Below are 25,522 nucleotides of genomic sequence, written 5' to 3' on the forward strand. Positions count from 1 at the left end.
TGTCCTTATTCCTTGATCCAATTTGGGGTTAGTCTAACGACATCTAAAAAACCTATATGCTGTTTACTCCAATATTTTGTCCTTACTCTTTGATCTTTATTCCTTCTACCTCACTACTGCCCTCTACTCTTATCCCCTTGGATAATTTGCTGAATAAGTGCTCCCCAAGCAAAAGGATTGAGCAATGGATTTGCTAAACGTTGATTAATATTTCGGCTAGTTAACCTATTATGATTATTCTGAAAATTAAAGCTTTGCATCTCTCCTCCATCTCTAGGTAGGGTGGCAATCATAGATGCTAAACTCTCACGTGATACATTCTTTTTAGCAATTTCTAAGTCATCATCGGCAAATTTCATCGTCATGAATTCCTTTTTGAACTCATCTGTACTTGCCCAAGGATAAACCCTTACACCAGGAAGGTTAATCACTTCCTGCTTCATTTTCATTAAAATAGTATATCTATTATCGGAAAGCCCTACAGGAATAACAACACCCTCTTTTCTATATCCAACAGCAGTAAATAGCAAGGTATCACCTTCATTAGCCACAAATGAGAAATATCCTTTATAATTTGCTGAGAAATACTGATCTCTACCAGTAACATTGGTAATGGTTACATAAGGAACAACCGTATTACTATCACGGTTCATAATCACACCCGAAAACTGCACGAGCTTTTTATCTCTTACCTGCGCAAAGCCGGAAAAAGTACAAAACAGAAGAAGAAAAAATAGACAGTTTCGCATGCTCAAATTTACTAAAATCGTAAGCGTTTGGTGTTAAATTGTGTTAAATTGAAAAAGCAATATTAAAATTACTTCAATCGCTCAGGCAAAACCGCTTCAGGATCATCTATATCAGTCAGATTTATTGCCTCAACTGCTTCAATTTCTGGAACCGCGCGCTTTATTGCCTGCTCAATTCCAGCCTTGAGAGTCATAATACTCATCGGACAAGAGCCACATGAACCTAATAAACGAAGACGTACAATGTTATCAGACGTAATCTCTTCGATAGATACATTTCCACCATCAGCTTCCAAATATGGGCGGATAGTGTCTAAGGCATTCTCTACTCTTTGCAACAAATCCATGTTTTTTCTTTTTATAAAGATACGAAATTTTTAAAAAATGCTATTTAACAGCATTTAAAATTGCTACTTGCTGCGCCACACGTTCAGCAATATCCATAAATGCCTTCGCCATCACACTATTCTCATCTAAAATGATTGGCTTACCTCCATCACCAGCATCGCTAATGCTTTTCACCAATGGTATCTCACCTAAAAATGGTGTATCAAACTGCTTAGCAAGTGCTTTTCCACCATTTTGGCCAAATATATAGTACTTATTATCAGGGAGTTCTGCAGGCGTGAAATAAGACATGTTTTCTACAACTCCGAGCAATGGAATATTAATCGAATCCATTAAAAACATTCCAACTCCCTTACGAGCATCAGCAAGAGCCACATTTTGGGGTGTAGTCACAATTACTGCTCCAGTTATTGGAAATCCTTGAGCAACCGTGATATGAATGTCTCCAGTTCCCGGAGGAAGATCAACCACCATATAATCAATATCTCCCCAATCGGCATCGTTAAAAAGCTGCTTTACTGCAGTCGAAACCATTGGTCCGCGCCAAGGCACCGGCTGATTTGGATCCGTAAAAAATCCTATAGACAGTAATTTTATGCCGTATTTCTCGATAGGCTCAATTCTTACTTTTCCATCTTCCGCCTGCGATGAATTGGGCCGAGCATTCTCTAATCCGAACATCATGGGTATCGACGGACCATACACATCCGCATCAATTAATCCAACACTAGCACCTTTTTTAGCAAGACCCAAAGCCAAATTAACCGCTACAGTTGATTTCCCAACACCTCCTTTACCCGAAGCCACTAAAATAATATTCTTAATTCCAGCCAATGATCCCTCTGGCCTGCTACTCACCCTCGAAGTCATATTGATGTTTAAATCTGCGTCCTTATTTACAAAATGAAGGATTGCATTACGGCATGCATTTTCGAGCATAGCTTTCATCGGACAAGCCGGAGTAGTTAAAACGACCGAAAAGCTGATTTTAAGTCCATCAATCTTTAAATCTTCAATCATGTTTAAACTAACAAGATCCTTTTTTAAATCGGGATCCTCCACATGACGAAGTGCATTATATATCTGTTCTTGCGTGATCATTTTTGAATATTAAGGAGATAATATTTTTGATTAAGTTTACCACCAAATCTACTAAAAGTAGCAATCTTATTTGTAGTAGAATAAGGTTTTTACAGTGGACTGACCAGCAATTATTTATCAAGCTGAAACCATTGTTTGTTTAAAAGCGTTATCTTTCTTTATTGGAGGTTAAATTACATGCAGATACCCGAGAAATATTTAAAAATTGCCAAAATCTCATTAATTAGCTTGCTTGCAATTATACTTATTGCCGGTGGAATTGCCTATGCAAAACGTGAAGCTCTCTTAAATGCAGCTATAAAAAGAGTGATTAGTAAAGCAGATAGAGATTATAATCTAGAGCTAAAAATTGAAAGTGCCACTTTTGTAGGCCTCAGTAGCGTACAATTTAAAAATATTACGGCCGTTCCTCAAGATCGAGATAGTTTGGCAAAAATTGAAAACTTCAAAATTGGCGTTAAATTATTCCCACTTCTCTTTGGAGATATTAAATTGGCTGAAATAAACCTAGACAAGGGTATAATTAACTTAGTAAAAAAAGATTCAATTAGTAATTATGACTTTCTTTTCCGCAAATCAAAAACAGATAGTACAAGTGCTAAATCGGATCTAGACTTAGCCAAATTTGCCAATAATCTGATTAATGAGATGCTTTATAAAATTCCTGATGACATGGATATCAGGGATTTTAGAATTAAACTCCAAGACGATTCAAACCTAGTCGATATTAATACCACAAATGCAAAAATTGATGGAGGTGAAGTAAACTCAACTATAAAAATTAATGGAAATGAATCCACATGGCATATTGAAGGCAATGTAGATCCTGATGATAAACAACTCGATTTAATGCTCTTTGCTGAAAATAAAAAGGTTGAATTACCTTATCTAGAGAAAAAGTTCGGTTTAAAACTAAACTTTGATACAGCAAGGACCGAAATGAGGGGACTTAAAAAAAGTGGAGATGAGTTGAAAATTAGCGGACTCTTCGAGGTAAAAAATATGCTGGTAAAACATCCCAGAATATCAGCTTCAGATGTAATAGTTGAACGAGCTTCTATGGATGCCGAAATGCTTATCGGTGAAAATTTCATTTCTATTGATAGCGCTTCAACCATTCACATAAAAGATATTGATATTCATCCTTTCATAAAATATACCGTTTCACCAGCTAAAATTTATGAATTCAAAATTCGTACTGATGAGATGGATGCTCAGCAAATTTTTAATTCATTCCCGCAAGGTTTATTTGAGTCGCTGGAAGGTATGCAAGTAGCAGGAAAACTACAATATAGCTTGGATTTTTACTTGGATTCTGAAAAACCAGATGATGTGATTTTTAACTCAAGATTAAAGAATAATGGGTTTAAGGTTAAAAAATGGGGTAAAACAAATCTGCAAAAAATAAATGGGAACTTTATTTACACCCCCTATGAATATGGCAAGCCAATGCGTGATATAATCATTGGACCAGAAAACCCGAATTTTACCCCTATTGATCAAATTTCCCCTAATCTTAAAAATGCACTCCTTACAGCTGAGGATCCTTCATTTTATAGCCATAATGGATTTGTTGAAGAATCGATACGGAAATCAATAGCTACCAATTTTAAAGAAAAAGCATTCAAAAGAGGAGGAAGCACCATCTCCATGCAATTGGTTAAAAATGTATTCCTCAACAGACAAAAAACACTATCCCGAAAGATTGAAGAAATTTTAATTGTGTGGATTATGGAAAATGGTCGCTTATCTAGTAAACAACGAATGTTTGAAACCTACCTTAATTTAATCGAGTGGGGGAGAAATGTGTATGGGATCGGCGAAGCAGCTAGCTACTATTTTAGTAAACACCCCTCCGAACTTAATATTGGAGAAAGTATTTTCCTCGCTAGCATCGTTCCAAAACCCAAATCAGGATTATATCGCTTTGAAGGAGATGGGAGTTTAAGATCTGGTTTAGCTTCTTACTTTAATTTTATTGGCGGAATCATGGCCAAACGTGGCATGACTGCCCCCGACAGTACAAATTATGGTTTCTATTCGGTACGTTTACGAGAAAGTTTACGATCGGGATTACCAACCGACTCATTAGTTGTTGATAGCTTATTGAAAAATAGTGATTTAGAGGAGGATGATCTAGTTTTACAACAACTATCAATAATCCGAAAAATTGATAGCCTTCAGCTGAAACAAAATTCAAAAGCTCAAATTATCCAAAAAGACACTAGCTCAAATACCATATTGCCAAGCAGGAAAGAAAAAAGAGAACAAAGAAAAATTGAGCGGAAACCACCCGATAGAAAACAATAATTTAATAAAAAATAAGCATGAAAATAGAAATTGATGATAAACACTTTGAACTTTTGTTTGAATATGAGCAAATTAAGAAGCGAATTCGTTTATTAGCAATACAGCTAAATATTGATTTTGAAGATAAAATACCAGTATTTCTTGGTGTATTAAATGGTAGTTTTATTTTTCTTGCAGATTTAATCAAAGAGATTCACATTTCTTCCGAGGTTACTTTTGTGAAGGTTTCGTCTTACGAAGGCGATAAAAGTAGCGGAAAAATCAAGGAAGAAATTGGTCTACAAATGTCTTTAAAGGATAGAGATGTAATTATTGTAGAAGATATTGTAGACAGTGGAAAAACACTTGAATATCTCTTGAAAATGGTCGAAAAACATATGCCTGCCTCAGTAAATGTATGCTCACTCTTATTAAAACCCAATTCTTTAAAAGTTGAACTTGAAGAGATTACCTATGTTGGTTTTGAAATCCCAGATGAGTTTGTTGTTGGCTACGGCTTAGATTATAAAGGTTTAGGAAGAAACCTGAAAGACATTTACAAAGCTGTATAATCTTAATTATTTAAAAGCCAATAAACAGTTTAATTCAATTTTGTACTTTTGCAGAAATTTAATTAATAAATAATGACCATTCATAAAGAAGGATACACCTCCATAGCACTCTGCATTCTATTCGTTTTTGTATTAAATGCAGTTGTACAATACCTTCTACCAGATACAACATGGTTTATTTGGACCATTTATATCCTTTCATTTGCCCTATTCCTAATCATTCTTCAATTTTTTAGAAGTCCGGCGATTAACGTAAGCCAAAATGACGACCATGTTATCTGTCCGGCAGATGGAAAAGTAGTTGTGATCGAAGAAACTGAAGAAACTGAGTTTCTTAAAGAAAAGCGAATTCAAGTTTCGGTATTTATGTCGCCTATTAATGTTCATATCAATAGAAATCCAATCTCAGGCATCGTAAAATATTACAAATATCACCCTGGCAAGTTTTTATTCGCTTGGAATCCAAAATCATCTACTGAAAATGAAAGAACTACGATTGTATTAGAAAACAAATCAGGCGTTTCGATATTATTTCGTCAAATAGCAGGAGCACTTGCTAGAAGAATTGTTTGCTATTCAAAAGAAGGACAAGAATCTATTCAAGGTGAAGAATTTGGATTCATAAAATTTGGGTCAAGAGTAGATCTTTTCTTACCTTTAGGAACAGACATTAAAGTAGGCTTAGGAGATACCGTAAAAGGTGGTATTACAGTTTTAGCACATTTAAATAAACCATTAAAATAAAAATAAGATGAAAAAATTAAGCGGATTTTTAGCAATTGCATTCTTTGCAGCTACATTAACACTTAGCGCTCAAGAGCCTAAAACTAACTCGAAAAAAGGTGAGAAAATGGAATGTAAAATGGGTAAAGATTGTAAAATGAGCTGCTGCGCCGATAAAGGAAAAGCTAAAAAATCTTCAAAAAAGAAAGATTAATTACCAATTATAAAGCCGGTTTAAAAACCGGCTTCTTTTTACCTCGAAATTGGGACTAAACAATTAACCAATATTATTCAGCCTTTGTTCCAATATATTCATTATAAACTGTTTGTGAAGGGAAAGCAAATCCTGCACCATTTTCGGAAACAATCTGCATGATGCGATAATTAATATCCTCCCTGATGTGCATATATTCGTTGTAATCAACGATCTCAATAAAATAGAGGACTTGTATGTTTAGTGCCGATTCGCCAAAGGAATCGAAGCTGACAAGGGTATCCGGACTCGTAGCGGGATGATTGTTTACAAAAGTTTCTATCTCAGTAGAAATTTTCTTCATCATGTCTACTGGGGTATCATATTTCAATCCAATATTAAACTTCATTCTTCTGAGGTTTCTGAGGCTCAAATTTTCTAGCGGACTGTCAACCATTTTTTTATTGGGAATAATTACCAACGTTTTGTCGAGCGTTCGAATGAGGGTACTTCTAAAACCAACTTTTTCAATTGTGCCTTCAAATTTGTCGATTCGAACAAGATCGCCTACAACAAATGGTTTATCTGCAAAAATGGTAAATGAGCCAAGCAAGTTTTGTAGCGTATCTTGAGCTGCCAAAGCAACTGCAATACCCCCAATTCCTAAACCAGCAATAATGGTGGCAACATTTAACTTAAAAACGGCGCCTAAGATCACAAAAACAGCAAAAACAATAGTTAATATCTTGGATAGTTCCTTAATAAAAGGTACCATCTGACTATCGGTTTTTGATTCAGATAATGTCGCTTTATATTCAAATACATAGGCGATAAAATCAATGATTCTTAAAATTATCCAAAAGGAAGAAACGATAAATAGAAATAAAAACACATTGTCGATTATTTCAATCAGGGTAATTTCAAATACGGATGGTAAGGAATTTACCAAGGTACTTCTTCTAAAAATGACCTCTTGGAGCGGATAGTCTAATTGATTGATAGCTAAATATACTACCACAAAAAGTATAAGCACTTCAACTGGGCGCATCAAAAGATCTATAAAGATTTTAGGGTCGGCACCCGTTTGGATCCGCATAAACAAGCGAAACATAAGTTTGCTCAAAAGCCTCGAAAAAAGACGCTTAAATAACAAACCAAACAGAAGTATAACCGCAAAAATGCAATAGTTTTGAATGCTATTTCCTAAAAATTGTTGAGTAAAGAATTCAGCGTTTACCATCTTTTAAAAGAATATTTATGTGAGCAAGGAATATTAACTCAAATTGGACCTTAAAATAACCAATTTATATAGGATTAATCCTATGAAAAAGGATTTACGAATGCTTTTAAACAAAAAAACCTCCTAGAAAAATCTAGGAGGCGGAAATCTTATAGTTTAATTATACTCTTTTTGATTTAATACGAGCAGCCTTACCTGTTAACTCACGTAAATAGAATAATTTAGCTCTACGAACTTTACCAAAGCTATTTACTTCAATTTTATCAATGTTTGGAGAGTTTACCGGAAAGATACGCTCTACACCAACTCCATTCGACATTTTACGTACTGTAAAAGTCTCATTTACACCTACACTATTGCGCTGAATAACAACGCCCTGATAAATTTGGATACGTTCTTTATTTCCTTCGCGAATTTTATAGTGAACACTAACCGTATCACCGGCTTTGAATGCAGGAACTTGCTTTTTTACTACTGCCTGCTCTTCAACAAATTTTACTAAATCCATGATTTTAAGCTCTTAAATCGATTTTTAGCCCGTAAAAATCGGACTGCAATATTAGGAATAATTTTTTACACAAACAAGGTTTTTCCACATTTTCAATTTTTAATTTATATAAAGCTTTTTAAAACCCCATTTTGTGCACTTATTCTAAAAGATCTGGACGTCTTTGCTTGGTTCGTTCTAAGGCTTGTTCATGCCTCCATTCATTGATAGCTGCCTCATGGCCACTAAGCAAGATATCGGGAACCTTATGCCCTCGCCAGTCGGCCGGACGGGTATAAACTGGCGCATCAAGTAATTCTCCCTGAAATGAATCCGATAATGCCGAGGTTTCATCATTCAATACTCCTGGCAACAATCGAACAATACTATCCACTAAAACGGCAGCAGGTAATTCACCACCCGAAAGAACATAATCACCTATTGAAATTTCTCTTGTGACAAAAATATCACGAATACGTTGATCGATACCTTTATAATGACCAGCAAGTATCATGATATTTTCTTTACTCGATAACTCATTGGCCATACTTTGATTCAAAGTCTTTCCATCAGGAGTCATAAAAATAACTTCATCATAATCGCGCTCAGCCATTAATTTTTCAATACAATTGGCAAAGGGCTCAATTCCCATCACCATTCCACTTCCTCCGCCGTACTGATAATCATCTACCGATTTTTGCTTATTGGTAGAATATTCTCTCAAATTATGTACAAATATCTCTGTAAGTCCCTTTTTTTGAGCACGTTGTAAAATTGAATGTGCAAAGGGACTCTCCAATAAATCTGGTAAAACGGTGATGATATCGAAACGCATTCTACAAAGATAGGCAGGAGAATTGGAAATTGAGAACAGAGATTAATTACATTGAATAGCATCAAGCTAATCTCAATTAATATTAGTCACATTCTTCAAGGGTAAAAATTTCTTCAACTGGCACAGCAAACACCCTAGCCATTTTTAATGCTAAAACTGTTGATGGAACATATTTTCCTGATTCGATAGTGTTAATGGTCTGTCGGGAAACCTGAATCATTTCGGCAAGCTCTGACTGGGTAATATTCATAATCGCTCGTTGTACGCGCAAATTATTTTTCATCTTCTGCCCTTTCTTGTCTAAGTAAATACAGACTAAAATTAAATTTCGCGATGAATACTATAGGTACAGTAAACATATTATAAACTAAAAAACTGTAAAATGTAGTGCCGTAAAGCACAAAGTTAAGAATTAACAATATTCCGAAACTGATCAAAACAGACCATTGCCAGCATTTTAATCGTATCAAAGTAAGGTATTCATCCTCCATTTTCTCTTTGGCAAATGAAATCATCATCAAACCAATAACCACTCCAGCTAAAGCTAATTCGTTAGTAAGGTTATAATCGGCAAATAATTCAGCATTCTTAACCGACAAAGCAAATCCTGGAATCTTATATTCCCAATATGAAGTCGCTAGGCCTAAACACGAAGACAGAATAAAAATTATCCAGCCAATTACCTTGTATTTGCCCGGAATTAATAACGAATTTTTCATATCAACTTTGTTTTACCAAATGTAAAGTTTATTTGACAAAAATACAGATAAATTTTAATTTTTTATCTCAATCCATTGAAAATTGTTTTAGAAGGGCAAATGAAATAAAAAAATGCTTTTCAAAGTTTAATACATATTGCTTTCACAATAAAGATCCTCGTAAAAATGAATGTGCTTGATTATGAGCGGAGGCTTCAATAATTATTGTACCTTTTTCCTCTATATTACTTAGGAAAACTAATCTTCCCCATCGATATAGAAGGAACACCAGGATGGGCGCCAAAATTTGTCTGACCGCCTGAAACAGCTTCATTTCCTAATAAGGCAAAGAGAACTGCCTCCTTGGCATCAGGAGCAATACCCAAATCAGAACTAAATTTAAGTTTTTTACCAAGTTGCTCTTCAATCATGTGCAACAATAAAGGATTGTGCATCCCACCGCCACTCATGTAAATTTCATAGGCTCCTTTTGATGCTACACTTGATCTAACCGCATCTACTATACTTTTAGCAGTAAAGGCGGCTAAAGTGGCCATAATATCTTCATTTGAAAGCTTTTCTAAGCCAATTTTGCTGATAGCCTTGCTTAAATAAGCTAGACTAAAAAGCTCCGGACCAGTAGTCTTGGGATAATCCGATTTAAAGAAATCGTTAGAAAATAGAGAATCTAATAGTTCGGAATTTACACTTCCAGAAGAGGCAATTCTAGCATCTTCATCAAAATATTTACCGGGATAATGCTGCTGCACAAACTGATCCATGAGGGTATTCCCGGGACCAACATCCGAGGAAAAAAACTCAGTTGAATGCTTAGCAGGAAGAAAGGTAAAATTGGATATTCCGCCAATATTGAGCATGATTCGGTTTTCATCAGCACTAGAAAAAAGCAAATAATCACCGTAAACTGAAAGAGGAGCGCCTTCACAACCTGCTGCCACATGTTTTTGCCTAAAATCACTAATAGTAATTATTCCCGTTTTTGTGGCAATGTGATCCCCATCACCGATTTGTAATGTTGCATTTGGATAATCATCTGCTGCACGCTGATGTTTAGGTGCGTGAAAAACGGTTTGCCCGTGACTTGCAATCAGATCAATGTCTTCATATGAAAGACCCCATTCACTTAAATTATTCAGAATAAGCTCCGCATAATAATTACCAATAAAAGCATTTAAAAGAGTAAGTTTCTCAAAATCAACGGTTCGTTTGGCAAAAATCGACTTAAGATCTTCTTTAAAGTCGGATGGGTAAGTCTCACTTGAAAAGTGTAAAACCTTAACCTGAGTCTTTAATCCGCTAGCCCTAAATTCACAAAGAGCAATATCTAAGCCATCGAAGGAAGTCCCAGACATTAATCCAATAATTTTTCTAACCGGTTTATTGGCTATTTCGTAAAGGGAGGTAATATTCGGATTCATAATTCTCTATAAAAATAGAAAATTAATCAAAAGAGGGAGATTTAATCTTAAGACTCTAAATAAAGATCAATTAAGCCTTCCGGGAGATCAACTTTAAGAATTCCATTTTCATCATCGATTTCAACAATGAGATCGTCGTTTAATGGAAACATAATTTCCTTAAATTTATAGGGAACAACGGCCACAAATTGCTGTGGGTACTCATGAATTTCAATAATTTCACCGAGCTCACCAACCGTTTGATCGTGAACAATAAAACCCTTAAGATCAGTGATTAAGAACTCATCTTCATCTCTAACTGGCTTTAATGTATTGGGAAGATAAAGCTTTTTACGAATAAGAGTTTCTGCTTTTTCAATAGTGTCTATATCATCAAAATAGAAATTTCCCGTTTGGTTATTTTGCAGTTTATAGGAAGAGATAAAAAAGGGTACAAGTTTTCCATTTATCTCTGCAAAGACCGAATCGAGGGGAAGATCTGTGGGTTCATCATATTCAAAATAAACCTGAACTTCACCCTTTAAACCTTTGGTTTTGGTGATATAGCCTATATAAAAACAGTCCTCAATCTTCATGGTACTAAAATAAGAACGTCATTGCTAATGTGTCTCTTTCTATTCTTCTTTCGAAAAATTAAGAAACATCGGCAATGACGTTATTAAATATAAATCTTTTGAATTACTCTGCCTTTTCGTCAGATGGAGCTTCTTCAGTTGCTTCAGCTTCTGGAGCAGCTTCTTCAGCAGGAGCAGCTTCTTCAGCTACTGGTGCTTCTTCAGCTACTGGTGCTTCTTCAGCTACCGGTGCTTCAACTTCCTCTGCAGATGCTTCTACCTCAGCAGAAACTTCAGCTTCTGGAGCTTCTTCAGCTACAGTTTCTTCCACTTCTGGAGCAGGAGTGTTCTTAGCAACGATTGCTGCTGCAATTTCTTCCTTCTTCTTAGCTTCAGCTAGTAAAATTGCTTTTTTAGCTTCTTCTTTAGATTTAGATAGGTTTTCTTTCTTTCCCTCAATCTTGCCTGTTTTTCCTTCTAACCACTGAGCAAATTTAGCTTCTGCTTGTTCTGGAGTAAGGGCACCTTTTTTAACACCACCTTCAAGATGTTTCTTGTATAAAATACCTTTGTATGAAAGTATCGCACGACAAGTATCTGTTGGCTGAGCTCCTTTGTTTACCCAATCCAATGCTTTTTCGAAATTAATTTCAATTGTAGCAGGATTTGTGTTTGGATTGTAAGAACCTAATCTTTCGATGAATTTACCATCTCTTGGAGCACGAGCGTCTGCTACCACTACGTGATAAAAAGGTTTTCCCTTCTTACCGAATCTTTGCAATCTGATTTTAGTTGCCATTTTTTAAGTTTTATGTATTCAACATATTCCCGGAGTCTATTCTGCGGGGATGCAAAGATATTAAAAAAATAACATTTAAAAAATGGTTTTCGCTATTTTTGATACATGTCTGAAAGAAAACTCCGAATTGCAGTGGATATGGACGAAGTTATTGCCGATCCAATATCCAAGTTTATTAGTCTTTATAACCGTGACTACGGCATTCCTCTTGACCTTCAAATTGAGCCCGGTAACGAAATGTATCACCATGTTCCCGAAAATATAAAATTGAGATTGTGGGATTATATCAATGAAAAGGGCTTTTTTAGAGATCTTGCTGTCATGCCCAATAGCATTGAGGTTTTACAAAAGCTTCAAGAAAAGTATGAAATCTTCATTGTTTCTGCTGCCATGGAATTCCCTAATTCACTTCAAGATAAATATGAATGGCTTGCAGATCATTTTCCATTTATTGGATGGCAGAATATTATCTTTTGCGGACATAAAATAGTGAATGTGGATATTTTAATTGACGACCGCATTAAAAATTTCGTCGATTTTAACGGTAGAAAATTACTTTTCTCATCCCCACACAACCTTTTATTAAGGGGTTATGAACGGGTAAACAATTGGAAAGAAGTGGAACAGAAATTGTTATAAAATCGTTCTTTCTGTAACATTGAATGATAGATTGAATCAAAAAAATAAAAGCAATGATAGTAGTAACAACAAACGAATTAGAAGGTAAAAAAATAGTAAAGTATATCGGCATAGTTAGCGGTGAAGCAATTATTGGTGCCAATATTGTTAAAGATTTTTTTGCAGGTATCAGAGATATCGTTGGTGGAAGATCCGGTTCTTATGAAGAGGGTTTACGCGAGGCAAAAGATATCGCTTTGCGCGAAATGCAGGAACAAGCCACTCGTTTAGGGGCAAATGCCATTCTTGGAGTTGATCTTGATTATGAGACGTTGGGTAGCAATGGGAGTATGCTCATGGTTTCTTCTTCAGGTACCGCAGTAATTGTAGAAGATCGAATAAGCTAATAATTATTAAGTATTTAATACAATTGTCAGTCCAGAGTTAATCCGGACTCCACATAGTCAATTAGCGAATGAATTATTTTAATATGGATTTCTTGTGCTCTATCGGCATAGTTTGATTTAGGAGCACGGATTTCCACATCACATAGGTCCGACATTTTACCACCATCTTTTCCGGTGAGTCCAATTACCTTCATTCCCTTAGCCCGGGCAGCTTCTATAGCCTTTAATACATTTTCAGAATTACCACTGGTGCTGATGGCAAAAAGCACATCCCCCTTGCGACCAATAGCCTCAACCATCCTTGAAAAAACAAAAGAATAGCCATAATCATTTGCCACACAGCTAAGATGCGAAGGATCAGAAATCGCAATCGCGGGTAATGCTGGTCGATCATTTCTATACCTTCCTGAAAGCTCTTCAGCAAAATGCATCGCATCACTCATAGAACCACCATTACCACAAGAGATAATTTTTCCGCCAGATTTAATCGACTCCACAAGCATCTTTCCCGCCAATTCAATGCTTACAAAATTGGCTGGATTAGAAATAAATATTTCTAAAACCTCTCTAGCTTCTGTAAAATGTTGTTTAATTCTTTCCATTATGGCTTTACTAATTTGTAAACGGCTCCATTGGTGCCTTTGGGACCAACCTCTTGATTGGTTAGTACATATATTTCCGATTCATCATCTTCGGCAAAACCCAATATTTTTAAATCACCTGATGGTTTATCCAATAATTCAATATTTCTTTTTTGCCAGTTCTTCTCACTTTGCTCTAAATAAAACATGGGACCAGTCCAATCAGCAAAAATATATTTTCCTGAAAGTGATGGAATCGACTTCCCATTATAAACATATCCTCCTGTTATACTAATACCCTTATCGTGTTCATATTCATAAATTGGGAGTTTTAGTCCCTCTGTTTTACAATTATTTTCCGGATCAAAACAATGGCTCGCTTCCATAATTTTCCAGCCATAATTGCCACCCTTTTCCACGATATTTACTTCTTCAAACTTATTCTGACCAACATCAGCTACAAAAAGTTGCCCACTCTTTTTATCAAATGAAAACCTCCATGGATTTCGGAATCCGTAAGCCCAAATTTCAGGTTTTGCAGACTTATTAGAAACAAAAGGATTATCCTGAGGAATAGCATAGGGTAAACCTGCATTGACATCAATTCTTAAAATTTTACCTAGAAAAGTGCTCAAATCCTGTCCATTGCCTATTTTACCATGTTTATCACCAGCACCCCCTCCATCACCTAAGCCAATGTATAAATAACCATCAGGGCCAAACTTTAGCTCACCACCATTATGATTGCTCTCGGGCTGTTGAACGTTAAGTAATATTCTTTCGGATTCAGGATCTGCTCGAAGTGGATTGCTGCTTACTTTGAATTCGGAAAGGACTGATTGATGATCACTACCTTTTACATCAGTCGGCGCGCTATAGTAAACATAGAATTTTTTGTTCTTCACAAAGTCGGGATGCAGGGCAATTCCTAATAAACCTCTTTCATCGTAGGCTCCACTCAACTTAACAAGCTTATTTTCCAAATCTAAAAAGGGCTCTTCTAGCAAAGAGTTGCCCTTAATAATCCTTATTTGCCCGGTTTGCTCAGCAAGTATCATACTTCCATCTGGGGCAAATACCGCCGAAACAGGTGAATGAAGTCCACTAGCAATTTCCAATAATTTTACTGAAATGCTTTTCTCATTACTCGTATTGGTCTTGGAATCAGCACAACTCACTAATAATGAAAAGATTAAGACAATCAGGATATTAAATCGATTTATAGGCTTCATAATCATTATAATTTGTTGGCTATTTTGTTCAATAACAATTGAATTGCCATGAACCAGATTTTACCATTTAAAGCGATAAAATATCTACAATCTTCAATAATTCAGAATTTACATCCTTGTTATGCTTAATTGCGCTGCTAAATGGTGTAAAATGTATTTTCCCATTCACAATTCCAATCATTTCACTTGTTCTGCCTTCTAAGAGCGACTCAACCGCTGCCACTCCTAATCTGCTAGCTAAAACTCGATCCATGCATGATGGTGAACCACCTCGTTGAATATGCCCTAAAATAGAAACTCTGGTATCAATACTTGGGAACTTCTCTTTTACAATTTTAGCGATTTCAAATCCTCCACCCGCATCATCACCTTCAGCAACAATAATAATTTTTGAAGATTTGTCCTTTCTACTAATTTCTAAACGCTTTAATAAAGCATTAACATCTGTTTTAGTTTCGGGAATTAGAATGGCTTCAGCACCTGAACCTATTCCGCTTCTTAGCGCAATTAATCCAGAATCTCTACCCATAACCTCCACAATAAATAAACGATCATGAGATTCAGCAGTATCACGAATCTTATCTACCGCATCAATAACCGTATTGATAGCAGTATCATATCCGATGGTATAATCGGTACCTTGTAAATCATTATCGATAGTACCCGCCAAGCCAAGAATTGGAATATTAAATTCTTCATGAAAAATATTGGCACCCGTAAATGTCCCATCACCACCGATGGCCACAAGGGCATCTATACCATTTTTCTTTAATTGCTCATAAGCTTTTACTCTTCCTTCTTTGCTACGAAACTCTTCACTGCGAGCTGTTTTTAGTACCGTTCCGCCACGTTGGATGATGTTTGCAACCGATTTCCTTTCCATAGGTAGAAACTCCCCGCTAATCATTCCATCATAACCCCTTAAAATACCAGTTACCTTTATATCGTGGTATAATCCAGTTCTAACAACCGCACGTATCGCGGCGTTCATACCTGGAGAATCACCCCCAGAGGTAAAAACTCCAATATTTTTAATATTTACTTTGGCCATCTTATTTCTTTTTATCAAAAGCAATCTTACCGCTTTCTAAAAATTTCCTATAATTATTTATGTCTAGATTAAAAGCCTGAGGGGCAATCAATGTATTTCCCTCATGGTCAGCTATCACATAATAAGGTTGAGAATTAGTCCCAAATTTAGAGGCTTGAAAATCACTCCATTTTTGTCCTATTGAATTTACCTTTTTACCGCTAAATGCAGATTGGTATTTCTCATTCTCACTAAGCTCCGTTTTATCATCAACATACAAAGATATCAAAACATAATCTTCTTGAAGACGGCGTAAAACCTCTTTATCAGGCCATACACTAGCCTCCATTTTACGACAATTTGTGCAACTCCAACCAGTAAAATCTATTAAAACAGGCTTATTTACCGTTTTAGCGTAGGCAAGACCTTCTTCATAATCATAAAATGCATCTAAACCATGTGGGGCATGAAACAAACCAGCATATTTTTTCCCTTGGGTTTCAGTCTTAATTGCAGGTGATGTTGCATTCGAGTACAAATCAAAATCCTGAGTGGTTTGCGGTGGTAGCCATGCACTAATTCCTTTGAGTGGTGCTCCCCATAAACCTGGTATCATATAAATTGTAAATCCTAAAATAAACATCGCAAAAAACAGCCTAGGTAGCGATAGGAAATTGATTTCGGCATCGTGCGATAAACGAAGTTTCCCCAATAAATAAAGTGCCCACATGCCAAAAACAACAATCCAAATAATTAAGAAAATATCTCTGTTAAATATCCCCCAATGGTAAGCCAAATCTACATTTGATAAAAACTTAAAGGCAAGCGCAATTTCTAAAAATCCTAAAGAAACCTTAACTGTATTTAACCAACCACCAGATTTCGGCATCTCTTTTAACCAAGATGGGAAAATAGCAAATAGGGTAAAAGGAATGGCCAATGCCGATGAAAAGCCTAACATTCCTATTGCGGGACCGAGGTAAGAACCCTTAGATACCGCATCAACTAAAAGTGTACCAATTATCGGACCAGTACATGAAAATGAAACTAATGCCAGTGTGAAAGCCATGAAAAACAAGCCCATAAAGCCACTTTGGTTAGACTTTTCATCCATTTTGTTTACCAACGATGATGGTAAAGTAATCTCAAATGCGCCCAGAAAAGAAATTCCGAAAATAATTAGTGCAACAAAAAATAGGAGATTAAATGTAGCGCTACTTGCTGCTTCATTCAGGGCAGATGCTCCAAAAATAAGGGTAATTAATAAACCCAAAGCCACGTAAATAATAATGATAGAGACACCATAAATAATAGCACTCCTAATTCCTTTGGCTCTTGAACCAGATTGCTTCGTGAAAAAAGAAACCGTCATCGGTATCATCGGATAGATACAAGGCATAAAAAATGCTGCAAGTCCGCCAATAAATCCAGCCAGAAAAATTGCCCAAAGCGAACCATCCGATTTAGAACTCTTGCTAGTTGAATTAGGGCTAGGACTAAGAGCCGCCTCTGTAGAATCTACAACAGGAGCAGAGCTCATACTATCTTTCGTTTGTGATTCAGTAATAGTGGTAGAAGCTGATGGTGTAGCTAGTGGAATTAGAAATTCAATTTCTGTTGGAGGCAGGCATCGCTCATCATTACAAACCATAAATTCAATCACTCCAGAAATTGATTCTAAAGGGTTTTTTAAGCTAATACCTTGTTTAAAAACTACTTGATCTTTATGCCAAGCAATTTGCATATCGAAGTTTTTATCAAAGGCGGTAACAGCCTTCGGACTTTCAGAAACCTTACCAATTAGCTTATAATCAGCAGATTGTTTAAATTTAAATGAGGTAGGAATAGGTCCGCCCTCCTCTATAAATTGTGAATATAAATGCCAACCCTTTTCAATTTTTGCAGTAATGACTAGATTAAATTCTTTATCATTAATTTTTTCAGATGAACAGCTCCATTTTACAGGATCATAAATCTTAGCCTGTGGATCTGAAAATTGTGCTTGTGCGTTAAAGAAAAACAGTGTTAATGCTAATACCAAAAATCTCTTCATGTGTTACTGATTTATAAATTCAATTTCTTTGTTGTTAAAATACTTAATTTCTCCGTTTGTTTCCAAAACAAGCTGACCAGTTTCAGCAATTCCAATAATTTTCCCTTTTTGGATACTTCCATCAAACTTAAATGAAGCTATCTCTCCTATTAAATATATACGATTTAAATAGTCTTCATTGATTTTTTTAAATGAGCTCGCCTTCAGTTGAAGATATTTAGCTTCAATAGCACTACAAATTTCGCCTAATAATCCCATTAAGTGGTAATCCTGATGTAATTCTTGTTTAAAAGAGGTTATATTTTTAAGATTATCTGCAAAATTTACCTGATTCACATTCAAGCCGATTCCTATTATGGCATGTTTAAATTTTTTCCCCTGAATTATATTTTCTATCAAAATACCACCAATTTTTTTATTGTTAACATAGATATCATTGGGCCATTTTATATAAACACAATCGCCAAGGTATTTAGTTAAAACATCATTTAAAGCAATGCTAACAGCCTTATTAAGTTCAAACTGCTGCTCTATCTTAAGGAAAACGGGATTTAAAAGAATGCTGAAAGTTAAGTTTTTACCCGCTTCACTTTGCCAAGAATTGGCCGCTTGTCCTCTACCAGCAAATTGCCTATCTGCCATAATAACAGTGCCTTCCATTAATGGCGCAGATTTTGACACAGCATCCTTAAGAAAGGTATTTGTTGAGTCGACTTCTTTTAAGGTAATTAGATTGTGACCAACAAATAGTCCTGAAAAAGTATTATTTTGCAATGAATATTTGCTTTATATAAAAATCAAAACTAAAATTTTTTAATGGTAAAAAATAAAAATGCTAAAGAATCAACCTCAATCTCTGAAATTGTTGTTCATGGAATACAAGAAAAAAAGGGGAATGAAGTTGTACGTCTCGACTTAAGAAATATTCATAGCTCAGTTGCAGATTATTTTGTAGTATGTCATGCAGAATCGTCTACCCAACTTAAAGCGATTGCTCAAAGTGTTGAGGATGAGGTTTTTAAAGCCTTGAAGCTTGAACCATATAGGAAGGAAGGATATCAACAATCCGATTGGATTATCATTGATTATGTGGATGTGGTTGTTCATATTTTCAAAACCGATAAGCGTGAATATTACGGAATTGAAGATCTTTGGGGAGATGCTGAAATGCAATCATACAAAAGCGCATAAACATTTTTAGGGTTTATGTTCGTTATTATAAAAATACTTATTGAAAGAAAATGAAGGAAAATAATTCAGATAGCAAAAAACCGATTAAAAAAGTTCCGGGAAAAAAGATTGTACCAAAACCACCTAAATTCAATATTATGTGGCTATACGCAGTCATTATTTTGGGTTTATTTGTTGTTCAGTATTTGTTTAGTTCGAATAATGCAAAGACTGTTAGCTACCAAAAGTTTGAAACAGAAATGTTAAAAACAGGTGATGTAGAGAAGTTGGTAACTTATAAAAATGGAGATCTTTATAGCATTGATGTTTACATTAAAAAGGATCGTCTTGATCAAAAAAAATATGAAGATGTAAAACCTAAGAGTAGTTTTAACGCTGCACCTACCGGACCTCAATACACTTTTACTGCGGCAACTTTTGAAAGCTTCGAAGAAAAAATTAAAGAAGCTGAAAAAGAACTTCCCGCTAATCAACGTACACCAATCGTTGCCGAGACTAGAGAAAGTCCTTGGACTGGCTGGTTCATGTCATTCATATTACCAGTTCTCCTTTTAATTGGTTTCTGGGTATTCATTATGAAGCGTATGGGTGGTGGAACTGGAGGTGGTGGCGGTGGTCAGATATTCAATATCGGTAAATCAAAAGCTACTCTTTTCGATAAAGAATCTCAGGTGTCAATTACATTTAATGATGTTGCAGGCCTTGAAGAGGCAAAGCAAGAGGTGATGGAGATTGTAGATTTCCTAAAGAACCCTAAAAAATATACTAATCTGGGTGGTAAAATCCCCAAGGGTGCGCTTCTAATCGGTGCTCCAGGTACCGGTAAAACCTTAATGGCGAAGGCTGTTGCAGGTGAAGCTCAAGTACCTTTCTTCTCCCTATCAGGCTCCGATTTTGTGGAAATGTTTGTGGGTGTGGGTGCTTCACGTGTGCGTGATTTGTTTAAGCAAGCCAAAGAAAAAGCACCTTGTATCATTTTCATTGATGAGATTGATGCGATTGGTCGTGCCCGTGGAAAAAATAATATTGTTGGCGGAAATGATGAAAGAGAAAATACATTAAACCAATTATTGGTTGAAATGGATGGCTTCGGGACCGATTCTGGAATTATCATTTTAGCGGCAACCAACAGACCAGATGTTTTAGATGCGGCATTACTGCGTCCAGGACGATTTGACCGTCAAATATCTATCGACAAGCCAGATTTAGTGGGTCGTGAACAAATTTTTAAGGTGCATTTGGGTCCATTAAAACTTGCCGAAGGTGTTGATGCTAAGAAATTATCTGCACAAACTCCAGGATTTGCTGGTGCTGAAATTGCCAATGTGTGTAATGAAGCCGCATTAATTGCAGCACGCCGAAATAAAGAGGCTGTTGATATGCAAGATTTTCAAGATGCTGTAGATCGTGTTATTGGTGGTTTAGAGAAAAAGAACAAGATTATTTCACCTGAAGAGAAAAGAATTGTAGCATATCATGAAGCTGGTCACGCTATTGCAGGTTGGTTTCTTGAACATGCTGATCCTTTGGTAAAAGTGTCTATTGTGCCTAGGGGCGTTGCAGCATTGGGTTATGCTCAATATCTTCCTAAAGAGCAGTTTTTATATACCACAGAGCAGTTAATTGATGGTATGTGTATGACGCTTGGTGGTCGTGTAGCCGAAGATATTGTGTTTAATAAAATATCAACTGGTGCACAAAACGATTTGGAGAGAATCACTAAACTATCTTATGCCATGGTAACCATTTACGGTATGAATGATAAAGTAGGTAATGTATCCTTCAATGATACGCAAGGTGAATACCAGTTCAATAAGCCATACTCTGAAAAAACTTCAGAAATGATTGATATTGAGGTTCGTAACCAAATCGACAAGGCATACCAACGTACAAAACAATTACTTACCGACAAACGCGATGGCTTAGAAAAATTAGCAGAAAAGCTTCTTGAAAAAGAAATTCTTTTCCAATCCGATTTAGAGGAAATTTTGGGAAAGCGTCCATTTGATAATCGCACAACTTATGATGAGTTTGTTAATGGCACTGAACCGGAAGCTGATAAAAAACAAGCTAAAGAACCCATTGAGCATGAAGGTATGGTAGATCATAATATTGATCTTCCAGAAAACAGATCAACACAAGATTAAAATCAAGAATTAAAATCAAGAAGCCTAATTCAATTAAGAATTAGGTTTTTTGATAAAATATCATTGTTCATGAAAGAAACAACTTCTAAAGAAAAGATGTTGAAGAAGATCAGAAAAGCTCTTCTTGAAAAACACGACAACCCCTATCCCAATTTAGAAGAGACTCCGCTATACCAAGACTATACAGACCATTTAGATGTTCTATTTGCTGAACAACTTAGTGCTGTGTCTGGAGCTTTTGTTTTTTGTGAGGATGAAATCCAATTGATTGAAAACCTATTAGAACTGGCCGAAAAAAAGAGCTGGCGTAAAATTTATGCTTGGGAACCTAAACTTCAAACCCTTCTAAATAAATACGAGTTTCCAAGTTATAGTACTGATACTGATTTTTTAAATGCAGACGTTGGAATTACATTCTGTGAATCATTAATCGCTAGAAATGGAAGTGTTTTAATTTCTAATGGGTCTGAAGCCGGTAGAAGGTTAAGCATTTATCCTCATATTCACATAGTTATAGCTTATACTTCTCAATTGGTTCTCGACTTAAAAGATGGTTTTAAGAAATTAAAAGAAAAATATCCCGAGGCTTTACCAAGCATGGTTTCAAATATCACGGGACCAAGTCGCACGGCAGATATCGAAAAAACTCTGGTTTTAGGAGCCCATGGCCCTAAAGAACTTTATGTATTTCTTCTTGAAGATTAAGCATTTTTTGATAAACCAAAATGCCTTGTAGTGAATTATATTAGCTACAATATGTATAGAAAAGCTAACAATTATTTAGCTATTGCTAATCATTTTCACCCTTATTGGATTAGGCTCTTCTAAAGGAATTAATATTGAAACTCTTTGGGCAATAAAACCAGGACAAATAACATCAATATCGTATTTTCCAGGCTTGAGATCGGTCAAGCACAGTTCACCATCAGCATTACAAATAGCTGTTTTACCAATGCACTCAATACTAATTAGCGCATTACTAATAGGACATTCATTTTCGGAATGAATTACGCTTAGGTTCAAACTACTTATTATTTGATTTTCTGGACCATCCAAAGAATAATCATTTCCAATAATAGTGCCTAAATTTCTCAACTCTTCTTCTATGGTGAGCATTTAAAATCTTGATAAATTACTATTTGACATCATGCCAATTTTTAAAACAGTTAAATAGTTTCTTCATTGAAATTGAAAAAATCAATGAATTAATAAACTGAGATATTCTACTATTTAATGGGGAAAATGCTCAAATAAACCTTATTGCTATTTTTAAAAATGTTTTAAAATTTGTGTCGACAAATAGATTTTCATCAAATTTAATTCAAAATTGGCCTTTGAATAAATTAAATCGTGTTAATTATGTTACAGTAACGTATTAGTAACACATTTTTTTTATTTTAAACGTTATAATATTCACTAAAAACAAGGTTAAAAATAAACCGTTTATGTGAGTATTAATTAGATCGAAATTAAAAGGTTTTTATATGGAATTTTAATATGCATCAAAAAATAAGAGCCTAAAACCATGAAGAAAGCTCATACATGTTCCTAATAATATAAGGATAATTTCATTAATTTCAAAATTGGAGCACTCGTTTTTAAAAAGATTACGTACCTTTAATACAATAAACCAATATAGTATTCAGTATAAATTCTTTTGATGAGCACTAGTATCAAATCTGTAATTATAGCTACAGGTAGTTTTATCCCAGAAAATATTATTCCCAATAGCGACTTTTTAGAAAATCGTTTTTACGAGAAAAATGGAGAACCTATACTTAGGAATAATTCCGAAATAATTGAAAAATTTCAAGATATCACCGAAATCGAGGAGCGTCGTTATGCCAATAAAGAGCATAAAGCTTCAGATTTAGGATATTTTGCGGCTCTAGATGCCATAAATAGCTCTGAAATTGACCCAGAAAGTCTTGATTATATCATTGTAGCACATAATTTTGGGGATATCACCGCAGGAAGTACTCGTGTAGATGTCTTACCAACACTGGGATCAAGAATCAAAAATAAATTGGGTATACAAAACCCCGATTGTGTGGCTTATGACCTTCCTTTTGGATGCCCAGGTTGGCTACAGGGAATGATTCAAGCTGATTATTTCATTCGCTCCGGTGATGCTAAACGTATATTAATAATTGGTACAGAAACCTTATCAAGAGTAACCGATCCACATGATAGAGATAGCATGATTTTCTCAGATGGTGCTGGTGCAACAATTTTAGAAGCTAAAATAACTGATTCAGAAGGAATAATATCGCATAAAACGCAAACGCATACGGTTTCGGAGGTTAATTACTTGTTTTCTGGGGGATCAAGCAACCCTGACTTTATTACAGAAGAACAATATATTAAAATGGATGGCAGGAAAATATATGAATATGCGCTAAAAAATGTTCCACTAGTAATCCAACAGTCGCTCGACAAGGCAAAAATAGACGTTCGCGATGTAAAAAAAGTGCTCGTTCATCAGGCAAATGGTAAAATGGACGAAGCCATCTTAAAAAGATTATTCAAGCTAAATGGAATTACAGAGGCGCCAACAGACGTAATGCCAATGACCATAGCAAGCTTAGGAAATAGTTCTGTGGCAACCGTTCCAACTCTTCTTGACTTAATATTAAAAAACAAGTTGGGAGATCATCAAATTAACAAGGGTGATATTGTTGTATTTACTTCAGTGGGGGCAGGAATGAACATCAATTCAATGGTGTATAAATTCTAATTTATACGCTTTAATCCTTCTTTTGCACGATTTTCAATGCTATTTTCATAGTCATGATCTTTCATGTTTATCGCAAGCGTATAAAACTGCTTTGCACGAATGAAATTTTTATTCTTTTCATAAATAATTCCACTTCGCAAGGCCGAATTAGCAGCAAATGAATAGGCCTGATTCTTACCCAAATCAATAGCAACTTGATAGTACTTCAATGCTTGGTCGAATTTAGAACTGAGATCGTAAATTCTACCGATACGATAGTTAAATTCAATTTGATGCATCAAACTCTTAAAGTCTGATGTGCTTTTACCCAATAACTGGGCAAGTGCTTTGTCATAATTACCACCATCAGATAATAGCTTTGCCTTTAATAAATTTATATCGGGAATACCGTAATTAACTTCCTTTAAAGCCTGGAAATCACGATTATGGCTATTATTACCCTTCGTTTTTACTAGTGAAACAAATTGTTGATAGCCTGGACCATTCCCCTTAACTAATTCTAGCCAAGCTAATTGTAAATAAGTATCCTTAATTAAGTTAGTCCCGCGATTCAACTTAAGATAAGCCTGAAAATTACTAGCAGCGCTCTGATCAAGGTTTTGCAATTTTGCAAGACCCATTAAATAATCAAGATAAGGATAGGCAACATAAAACGGTTCTGTAGGCCTTTTATTTAATTCAAGCACTGACTTTATAGAGTTACCTAGCTTAATGCCCGCATAGGCCCTGATATAGGTCCTTAGCAGACTTTCACGATCTATTTGCTCTGTAATTTTTACGATTTTAGCATAATTCGTAGATTCAGAAATAATATCTGTTTGAATTATAGCATAATAAAACACTGTTTCATCATAGAAATGGGAATAGCTTGATTCAGGTAATTTTTCAATTAGGTTTTCTAAAAGCTTTACACCCGTCCGGGTATCTCCACGAATTCCGAACGCAGATAAAGCCTTCGATAATCCTTCCGGGAAGGAACCTAAAACAGCCTGAATCATGCCCAAACTTTTTTGATTAGGTAAAAAATTGGGGAACTTTTTTGAGTTTTCCTTTAATTGACTAAAGGCTTTATTGAACTCTATGGAAGCTGAAAAATATTCTTTCTCTTTACTTCGACTTAGAGCTACCTGAAGATTGATTTCTGCTAGAGCGTAAAGGTAATAAGGTGAGTCTTTATCGTCTTTTTCAATTCGCCTGATGCGAAGGCTTTTGCTTTCTTTAAAACGTGCGTAGTCGGATTGGTTTTCACTCGTAATCAAATTGAAATAATCAACATAATTATCTAGCAAATAGGGGATTGAGTTGTTGGGATTCCTCTTTTTCTCGGCATTAATGAGGGCTCGAGCAGTATTTAGCTTTAATGCCATGATACTTTGATAGGCTTTAATGCAATTAGCATTAAAATCAAAATTGGCATGTACCTTTGGAAGGAGAGCTAAAAGCAAGAATGTGAAAAAAAGCCTTCTAAATAACATGTTGAGAGTTTAAATTATACAGGC

General features: G+C 35.5%; 27 protein-coding genes and 1 pseudogene. 10 read left to right on the top strand and 18 right to left on the bottom strand.

Translation table 11 applies throughout. The features are described 5' to 3' along the window. Positions 1–113: 113 nt before the first annotated feature. The 3 genes from ACIQ0D_RS01315 to ACIQ0D_RS01325 all read right to left on the bottom strand — a co-directional run bounded on the left by ACIQ0D_RS01315 (position 114) and on the right by ACIQ0D_RS01325 (position 2,198). Entirely contained in the window at positions 114–749 is a 636-nt protein-coding gene (locus ACIQ0D_RS01315) for a hypothetical protein (RefSeq protein ID WP_395802347.1), read from the bottom strand. A 68-nt stretch (positions 750–817) separates the two neighbouring features. After that, positions 818–1,096, bottom strand: coding sequence for a NifU family protein (locus ACIQ0D_RS01320; protein ID WP_291399762.1), 279 nt, complete (start codon positions 1,094–1,096; stop codon positions 818–820). A gap of 40 nt (positions 1,097–1,136) precedes the next feature. Continuing rightward, on the bottom strand, positions 1,137–2,198 hold the full coding sequence (locus ACIQ0D_RS01325) for an Mrp/NBP35 family ATP-binding protein (protein WP_395802349.1): 1,062 nt from the start codon (positions 2,196–2,198) through the stop codon (positions 1,137–1,139). A 177-nt stretch (positions 2,199–2,375) separates the two neighbouring features. On the opposite strand from ACIQ0D_RS01325, the gene ACIQ0D_RS01330 reads away from it, so the two are divergent. The 4 genes from ACIQ0D_RS01330 to ACIQ0D_RS01345 all read left to right on the top strand — a co-directional run bounded on the left by ACIQ0D_RS01330 (position 2,376) and on the right by ACIQ0D_RS01345 (position 5,996). Next, positions 2,376–4,508, top strand: coding sequence for a transglycosylase domain-containing protein (locus tag ACIQ0D_RS01330; protein ID WP_395802351.1), 2,133 nt, complete (start codon positions 2,376–2,378; stop codon positions 4,506–4,508). Between the two features lie 17 nt (positions 4,509–4,525). Beyond that, on the top strand, positions 4,526–5,059 hold the full coding sequence (hpt, locus tag ACIQ0D_RS01335) for a hypoxanthine phosphoribosyltransferase (protein WP_395802353.1): 534 nt from the start codon (positions 4,526–4,528) through the stop codon (positions 5,057–5,059). 72 nt (positions 5,060–5,131) lie between these two features. After that, a complete protein-coding gene (locus ACIQ0D_RS01340) occupies positions 5,132–5,803 on the top strand; it encodes a phosphatidylserine decarboxylase family protein (protein ID WP_395802355.1) in 672 nt (223 codons plus the stop codon). Between the two features lie 7 nt (positions 5,804–5,810). Further along, positions 5,811–5,996, top strand: a complete 186-nt coding sequence (locus ACIQ0D_RS01345) for a hypothetical protein (protein WP_395802356.1) — start codon at positions 5,811–5,813, stop codon at positions 5,994–5,996. Between the two features lie 73 nt (positions 5,997–6,069). On the opposite strand, the gene ACIQ0D_RS01350 is transcribed toward ACIQ0D_RS01345, so the two are convergent. The 8 genes and pseudogenes from ACIQ0D_RS01350 to ACIQ0D_RS01385 all read right to left on the bottom strand — a co-directional run. Beyond that, entirely contained in the window at positions 6,070–7,215 is a 1,146-nt protein-coding gene (locus tag ACIQ0D_RS01350) for a mechanosensitive ion channel family protein (protein ID WP_395802358.1), read from the bottom strand. A 160-nt stretch (positions 7,216–7,375) separates the two neighbouring features. After that, the gene (gene rplS / locus ACIQ0D_RS01355; protein WP_395802360.1) at positions 7,376–7,723 is read right to left on the bottom strand and encodes a 50S ribosomal protein L19; all 348 of its coding nucleotides are present in this window, start codon (positions 7,721–7,723) and stop codon (positions 7,376–7,378) included. Between the two features lie 139 nt (positions 7,724–7,862). Then, on the bottom strand, positions 7,863–8,537 hold the full coding sequence (trmD, locus tag ACIQ0D_RS01360) for a tRNA (guanosine(37)-N1)-methyltransferase TrmD (RefSeq protein WP_395802362.1): 675 nt from the start codon (positions 8,535–8,537) through the stop codon (positions 7,863–7,865). An 82-nt stretch (positions 8,538–8,619) separates the two neighbouring features. After that, positions 8,620–8,820 carry a helix-turn-helix transcriptional regulator gene (locus ACIQ0D_RS01365; protein WP_395802364.1) on the bottom strand — a complete coding sequence of 67 codons (201 nt, stop codon included), beginning with the start codon at positions 8,818–8,820 and terminating at the stop codon, positions 8,620–8,622. Further along, positions 8,810–9,256: a hypothetical protein gene (locus ACIQ0D_RS01370; RefSeq protein WP_395802366.1), complete on the bottom strand. Its 447-nt coding sequence runs from the start codon at positions 9,254–9,256 to the stop codon at positions 8,810–8,812. The genes ACIQ0D_RS01365 and ACIQ0D_RS01370 overlap by 11 nt, the downstream gene beginning before the upstream one ends. Positions 9,257–9,480: 224 nt before the next feature. Beyond that, the gene (locus ACIQ0D_RS01375) at positions 9,481–10,674 is read right to left on the bottom strand and encodes an anhydro-N-acetylmuramic acid kinase (protein WP_395802368.1); all 1,194 of its coding nucleotides are present in this window, start codon (positions 10,672–10,674) and stop codon (positions 9,481–9,483) included. Positions 10,675–10,721: 47 nt separating this feature from the next. Further along, the gene (gene rimM / locus ACIQ0D_RS01380; protein WP_395802370.1) at positions 10,722–11,249 is read right to left on the bottom strand and encodes a ribosome maturation factor RimM; all 528 of its coding nucleotides are present in this window, start codon (positions 11,247–11,249) and stop codon (positions 10,722–10,724) included. Positions 11,250–11,478: 229 nt separating this feature from the next. Continuing rightward, a pseudogene (locus ACIQ0D_RS01385) lies at positions 11,479–12,027 on the bottom strand (30S ribosomal protein S16); the annotation flags it as partial. 105 nt (positions 12,028–12,132) lie between these two features. Between ACIQ0D_RS01385 and ACIQ0D_RS01390 the strand changes: the two are divergent. Both ACIQ0D_RS01390 and ACIQ0D_RS01395 read left to right on the top strand, forming a co-directional pair. Next, positions 12,133–12,666, top strand: a complete 534-nt coding sequence (locus tag ACIQ0D_RS01390; protein ID WP_395802372.1) for a 5'(3')-deoxyribonucleotidase — start codon at positions 12,133–12,135, stop codon at positions 12,664–12,666. 53 nt (positions 12,667–12,719) lie between these two features. Further along, on the top strand, positions 12,720–13,052 hold the full coding sequence (locus tag ACIQ0D_RS01395) for a heavy metal-binding domain-containing protein (RefSeq protein ID WP_395802374.1): 333 nt from the start codon (positions 12,720–12,722) through the stop codon (positions 13,050–13,052). A gap of 26 nt (positions 13,053–13,078) precedes the next feature. Here the strand turns inward: ACIQ0D_RS01395 and lpcA are convergent, their stop codons facing one another. From lpcA to ACIQ0D_RS01420, 5 genes are all read right to left on the bottom strand, one after another. Continuing rightward, positions 13,079–13,654, bottom strand: coding sequence for a D-sedoheptulose 7-phosphate isomerase (gene lpcA / locus ACIQ0D_RS01400; RefSeq protein ID WP_395802376.1), 576 nt, complete (start codon positions 13,652–13,654; stop codon positions 13,079–13,081). Beyond that, the gene (locus tag ACIQ0D_RS01405) at positions 13,654–14,865 is read right to left on the bottom strand and encodes a PQQ-dependent sugar dehydrogenase (protein WP_395802378.1); all 1,212 of its coding nucleotides are present in this window, start codon (positions 14,863–14,865) and stop codon (positions 13,654–13,656) included. The genes lpcA and ACIQ0D_RS01405 overlap by 1 nt, the downstream gene beginning before the upstream one ends. 67 nt (positions 14,866–14,932) lie before the next feature. Continuing rightward, complete coding sequence (gene pfkA / locus ACIQ0D_RS01410) at positions 14,933–15,916, bottom strand: 6-phosphofructokinase (protein ID WP_395802380.1); 984 nt, start codon at positions 15,914–15,916, stop codon at positions 14,933–14,935. Between the two features lies 1 nt (position 15,917). Next, on the bottom strand, positions 15,918–17,948 hold the full coding sequence (locus tag ACIQ0D_RS01415; protein WP_395802382.1) for a cytochrome c biogenesis protein CcdA: 2,031 nt from the start codon (positions 17,946–17,948) through the stop codon (positions 15,918–15,920). A 3-nt stretch (positions 17,949–17,951) separates the two neighbouring features. After that, the gene (locus tag ACIQ0D_RS01420; protein WP_395802384.1) at positions 17,952–18,722 is read right to left on the bottom strand and encodes a biotin--[acetyl-CoA-carboxylase] ligase; all 771 of its coding nucleotides are present in this window, start codon (positions 18,720–18,722) and stop codon (positions 17,952–17,954) included. A 42-nt stretch (positions 18,723–18,764) separates the two neighbouring features. Between ACIQ0D_RS01420 and rsfS the strand changes: the two genes are divergently transcribed. The 3 genes from rsfS (at position 18,765) to ACIQ0D_RS01435 (ending at position 21,991) form a co-directional block, all read left to right on the top strand. After that, on the top strand, positions 18,765–19,139 hold the full coding sequence (rsfS, locus tag ACIQ0D_RS01425) for a ribosome silencing factor (RefSeq protein ID WP_291399724.1): 375 nt from the start codon (positions 18,765–18,767) through the stop codon (positions 19,137–19,139). A gap of 50 nt (positions 19,140–19,189) precedes the next feature. Further along, a complete protein-coding gene (gene ftsH / locus ACIQ0D_RS01430; protein ID WP_395802386.1) occupies positions 19,190–21,286 on the top strand; it encodes an ATP-dependent zinc metalloprotease FtsH in 2,097 nt (698 codons plus the stop codon). 69 nt (positions 21,287–21,355) lie between these two features. Next, complete coding sequence (locus ACIQ0D_RS01435) at positions 21,356–21,991, top strand: lactate utilization protein C (protein ID WP_395802388.1); 636 nt, start codon at positions 21,356–21,358, stop codon at positions 21,989–21,991. 75 nt (positions 21,992–22,066) lie between these two features. On the opposite strand, the gene ACIQ0D_RS01440 is transcribed toward ACIQ0D_RS01435, so the two are convergent. Then, positions 22,067–22,402: a hypothetical protein gene (locus tag ACIQ0D_RS01440; protein WP_395802390.1), complete on the bottom strand. Its 336-nt coding sequence runs from the start codon at positions 22,400–22,402 to the stop codon at positions 22,067–22,069. Between the two features lie 544 nt (positions 22,403–22,946). Here ACIQ0D_RS01440 and ACIQ0D_RS01445 point away from each other — a divergent pair. After that, the gene (locus tag ACIQ0D_RS01445) at positions 22,947–24,023 is read left to right on the top strand and encodes a 3-oxoacyl-ACP synthase III family protein (RefSeq protein ID WP_395802392.1); all 1,077 of its coding nucleotides are present in this window, start codon (positions 22,947–22,949) and stop codon (positions 24,021–24,023) included. On the opposite strand, the gene ACIQ0D_RS01450 is transcribed toward ACIQ0D_RS01445, so the two are convergent. Then, positions 24,020–25,498, bottom strand: coding sequence for a tetratricopeptide repeat protein (locus ACIQ0D_RS01450; RefSeq protein ID WP_395802394.1), 1,479 nt, complete (start codon positions 25,496–25,498; stop codon positions 24,020–24,022). The two genes, ACIQ0D_RS01445 and ACIQ0D_RS01450, sit on opposite strands and share 4 nt — an antisense overlap. Positions 25,499–25,522 lie beyond the last annotated feature (24 nt).

The organism is Daejeonella sp., from assembly GCF_044342615.1.
Classification (GTDB): Bacteria; Bacteroidota; Bacteroidia; order Sphingobacteriales; family Sphingobacteriaceae; genus Daejeonella.

Bases quoted from the DNA above. Each gene is read 5' to 3' on its own strand.
- ACIQ0D_RS01435 (WP_395802388.1), top strand. From the start codon at position 21,356: ATGAAAGAAACAACTTCTAAAGAAAAGATGTTGAAGAAGATCAGAAAA.
- ACIQ0D_RS01375 (WP_395802368.1), bottom strand. From the start codon at position 10,674: ATGAATCCGAATATTACCTCCCTTTACGAAATAGCCAATAAACCGGTT.
- pfkA (WP_395802380.1), bottom strand. From the start codon at position 15,916: ATGGCCAAAGTAAATATTAAAAATATTGGAGTTTTTACCTCTGGGGGT.
- rplS (WP_395802360.1), bottom strand. From the start codon at position 7,723: ATGGATTTAGTAAAATTTGTTGAAGAGCAGGCAGTAGTAAAAAAGCAA.
- ACIQ0D_RS01330 (WP_395802351.1), top strand. From the start codon at position 2,376: ATGCAGATACCCGAGAAATATTTAAAAATTGCCAAAATCTCATTAATT.
- rimM (WP_395802370.1), bottom strand. From the start codon at position 11,249: ATGAAGATTGAGGACTGTTTTTATATAGGCTATATCACCAAAACCAAA.
- trmD (WP_395802362.1), bottom strand. From the start codon at position 8,537: ATGCGTTTCGATATCATCACCGTTTTACCAGATTTATTGGAGAGTCCC.
- ACIQ0D_RS01370 (WP_395802366.1), bottom strand. From the start codon at position 9,256: ATGAAAAATTCGTTATTAATTCCGGGCAAATACAAGGTAATTGGCTGG.
- ACIQ0D_RS01440 (WP_395802390.1), bottom strand. From the start codon at position 22,402: ATGCTCACCATAGAAGAAGAGTTGAGAAATTTAGGCACTATTATTGGA.
- ACIQ0D_RS01390 (WP_395802372.1), top strand. From the start codon at position 12,133: ATGTCTGAAAGAAAACTCCGAATTGCAGTGGATATGGACGAAGTTATT.
- ACIQ0D_RS01345 (WP_395802356.1), top strand. From the start codon at position 5,811: ATGAAAAAATTAAGCGGATTTTTAGCAATTGCATTCTTTGCAGCTACA.
- hpt (WP_395802353.1), top strand. From the start codon at position 4,526: ATGAAAATAGAAATTGATGATAAACACTTTGAACTTTTGTTTGAATAT.
- ACIQ0D_RS01450 (WP_395802394.1), bottom strand. From the start codon at position 25,498: ATGTTATTTAGAAGGCTTTTTTTCACATTCTTGCTTTTAGCTCTCCTT.
- ftsH (WP_395802386.1), top strand. From the start codon at position 19,190: ATGAAGGAAAATAATTCAGATAGCAAAAAACCGATTAAAAAAGTTCCG.
- ACIQ0D_RS01405 (WP_395802378.1), bottom strand. From the start codon at position 14,865: ATGAAGCCTATAAATCGATTTAATATCCTGATTGTCTTAATCTTTTCA.
- ACIQ0D_RS01325 (WP_395802349.1), bottom strand. From the start codon at position 2,198: ATGATCACGCAAGAACAGATATATAATGCACTTCGTCATGTGGAGGAT.
- ACIQ0D_RS01340 (WP_395802355.1), top strand. From the start codon at position 5,132: ATGACCATTCATAAAGAAGGATACACCTCCATAGCACTCTGCATTCTA.
- ACIQ0D_RS01395 (WP_395802374.1), top strand. From the start codon at position 12,720: ATGATAGTAGTAACAACAAACGAATTAGAAGGTAAAAAAATAGTAAAG.
- lpcA (WP_395802376.1), bottom strand. From the start codon at position 13,654: ATGGAAAGAATTAAACAACATTTTACAGAAGCTAGAGAGGTTTTAGAA.
- ACIQ0D_RS01315 (WP_395802347.1), bottom strand. From the start codon at position 749: ATGCGAAACTGTCTATTTTTTCTTCTTCTGTTTTGTACTTTTTCCGGC.
- rsfS (WP_291399724.1), top strand. From the start codon at position 18,765: ATGGTAAAAAATAAAAATGCTAAAGAATCAACCTCAATCTCTGAAATT.
- ACIQ0D_RS01445 (WP_395802392.1), top strand. From the start codon at position 22,947: ATGAGCACTAGTATCAAATCTGTAATTATAGCTACAGGTAGTTTTATC.
- ACIQ0D_RS01415 (WP_395802382.1), bottom strand. From the start codon at position 17,948: ATGAAGAGATTTTTGGTATTAGCATTAACACTGTTTTTCTTTAACGCA.
- ACIQ0D_RS01320 (WP_291399762.1), bottom strand. From the start codon at position 1,096: ATGGATTTGTTGCAAAGAGTAGAGAATGCCTTAGACACTATCCGCCCA.
- ACIQ0D_RS01365 (WP_395802364.1), bottom strand. From the start codon at position 8,820: ATGAAAAATAATTTGCGCGTACAACGAGCGATTATGAATATTACCCAG.
- ACIQ0D_RS01350 (WP_395802358.1), bottom strand. From the start codon at position 7,215: ATGGTAAACGCTGAATTCTTTACTCAACAATTTTTAGGAAATAGCATT.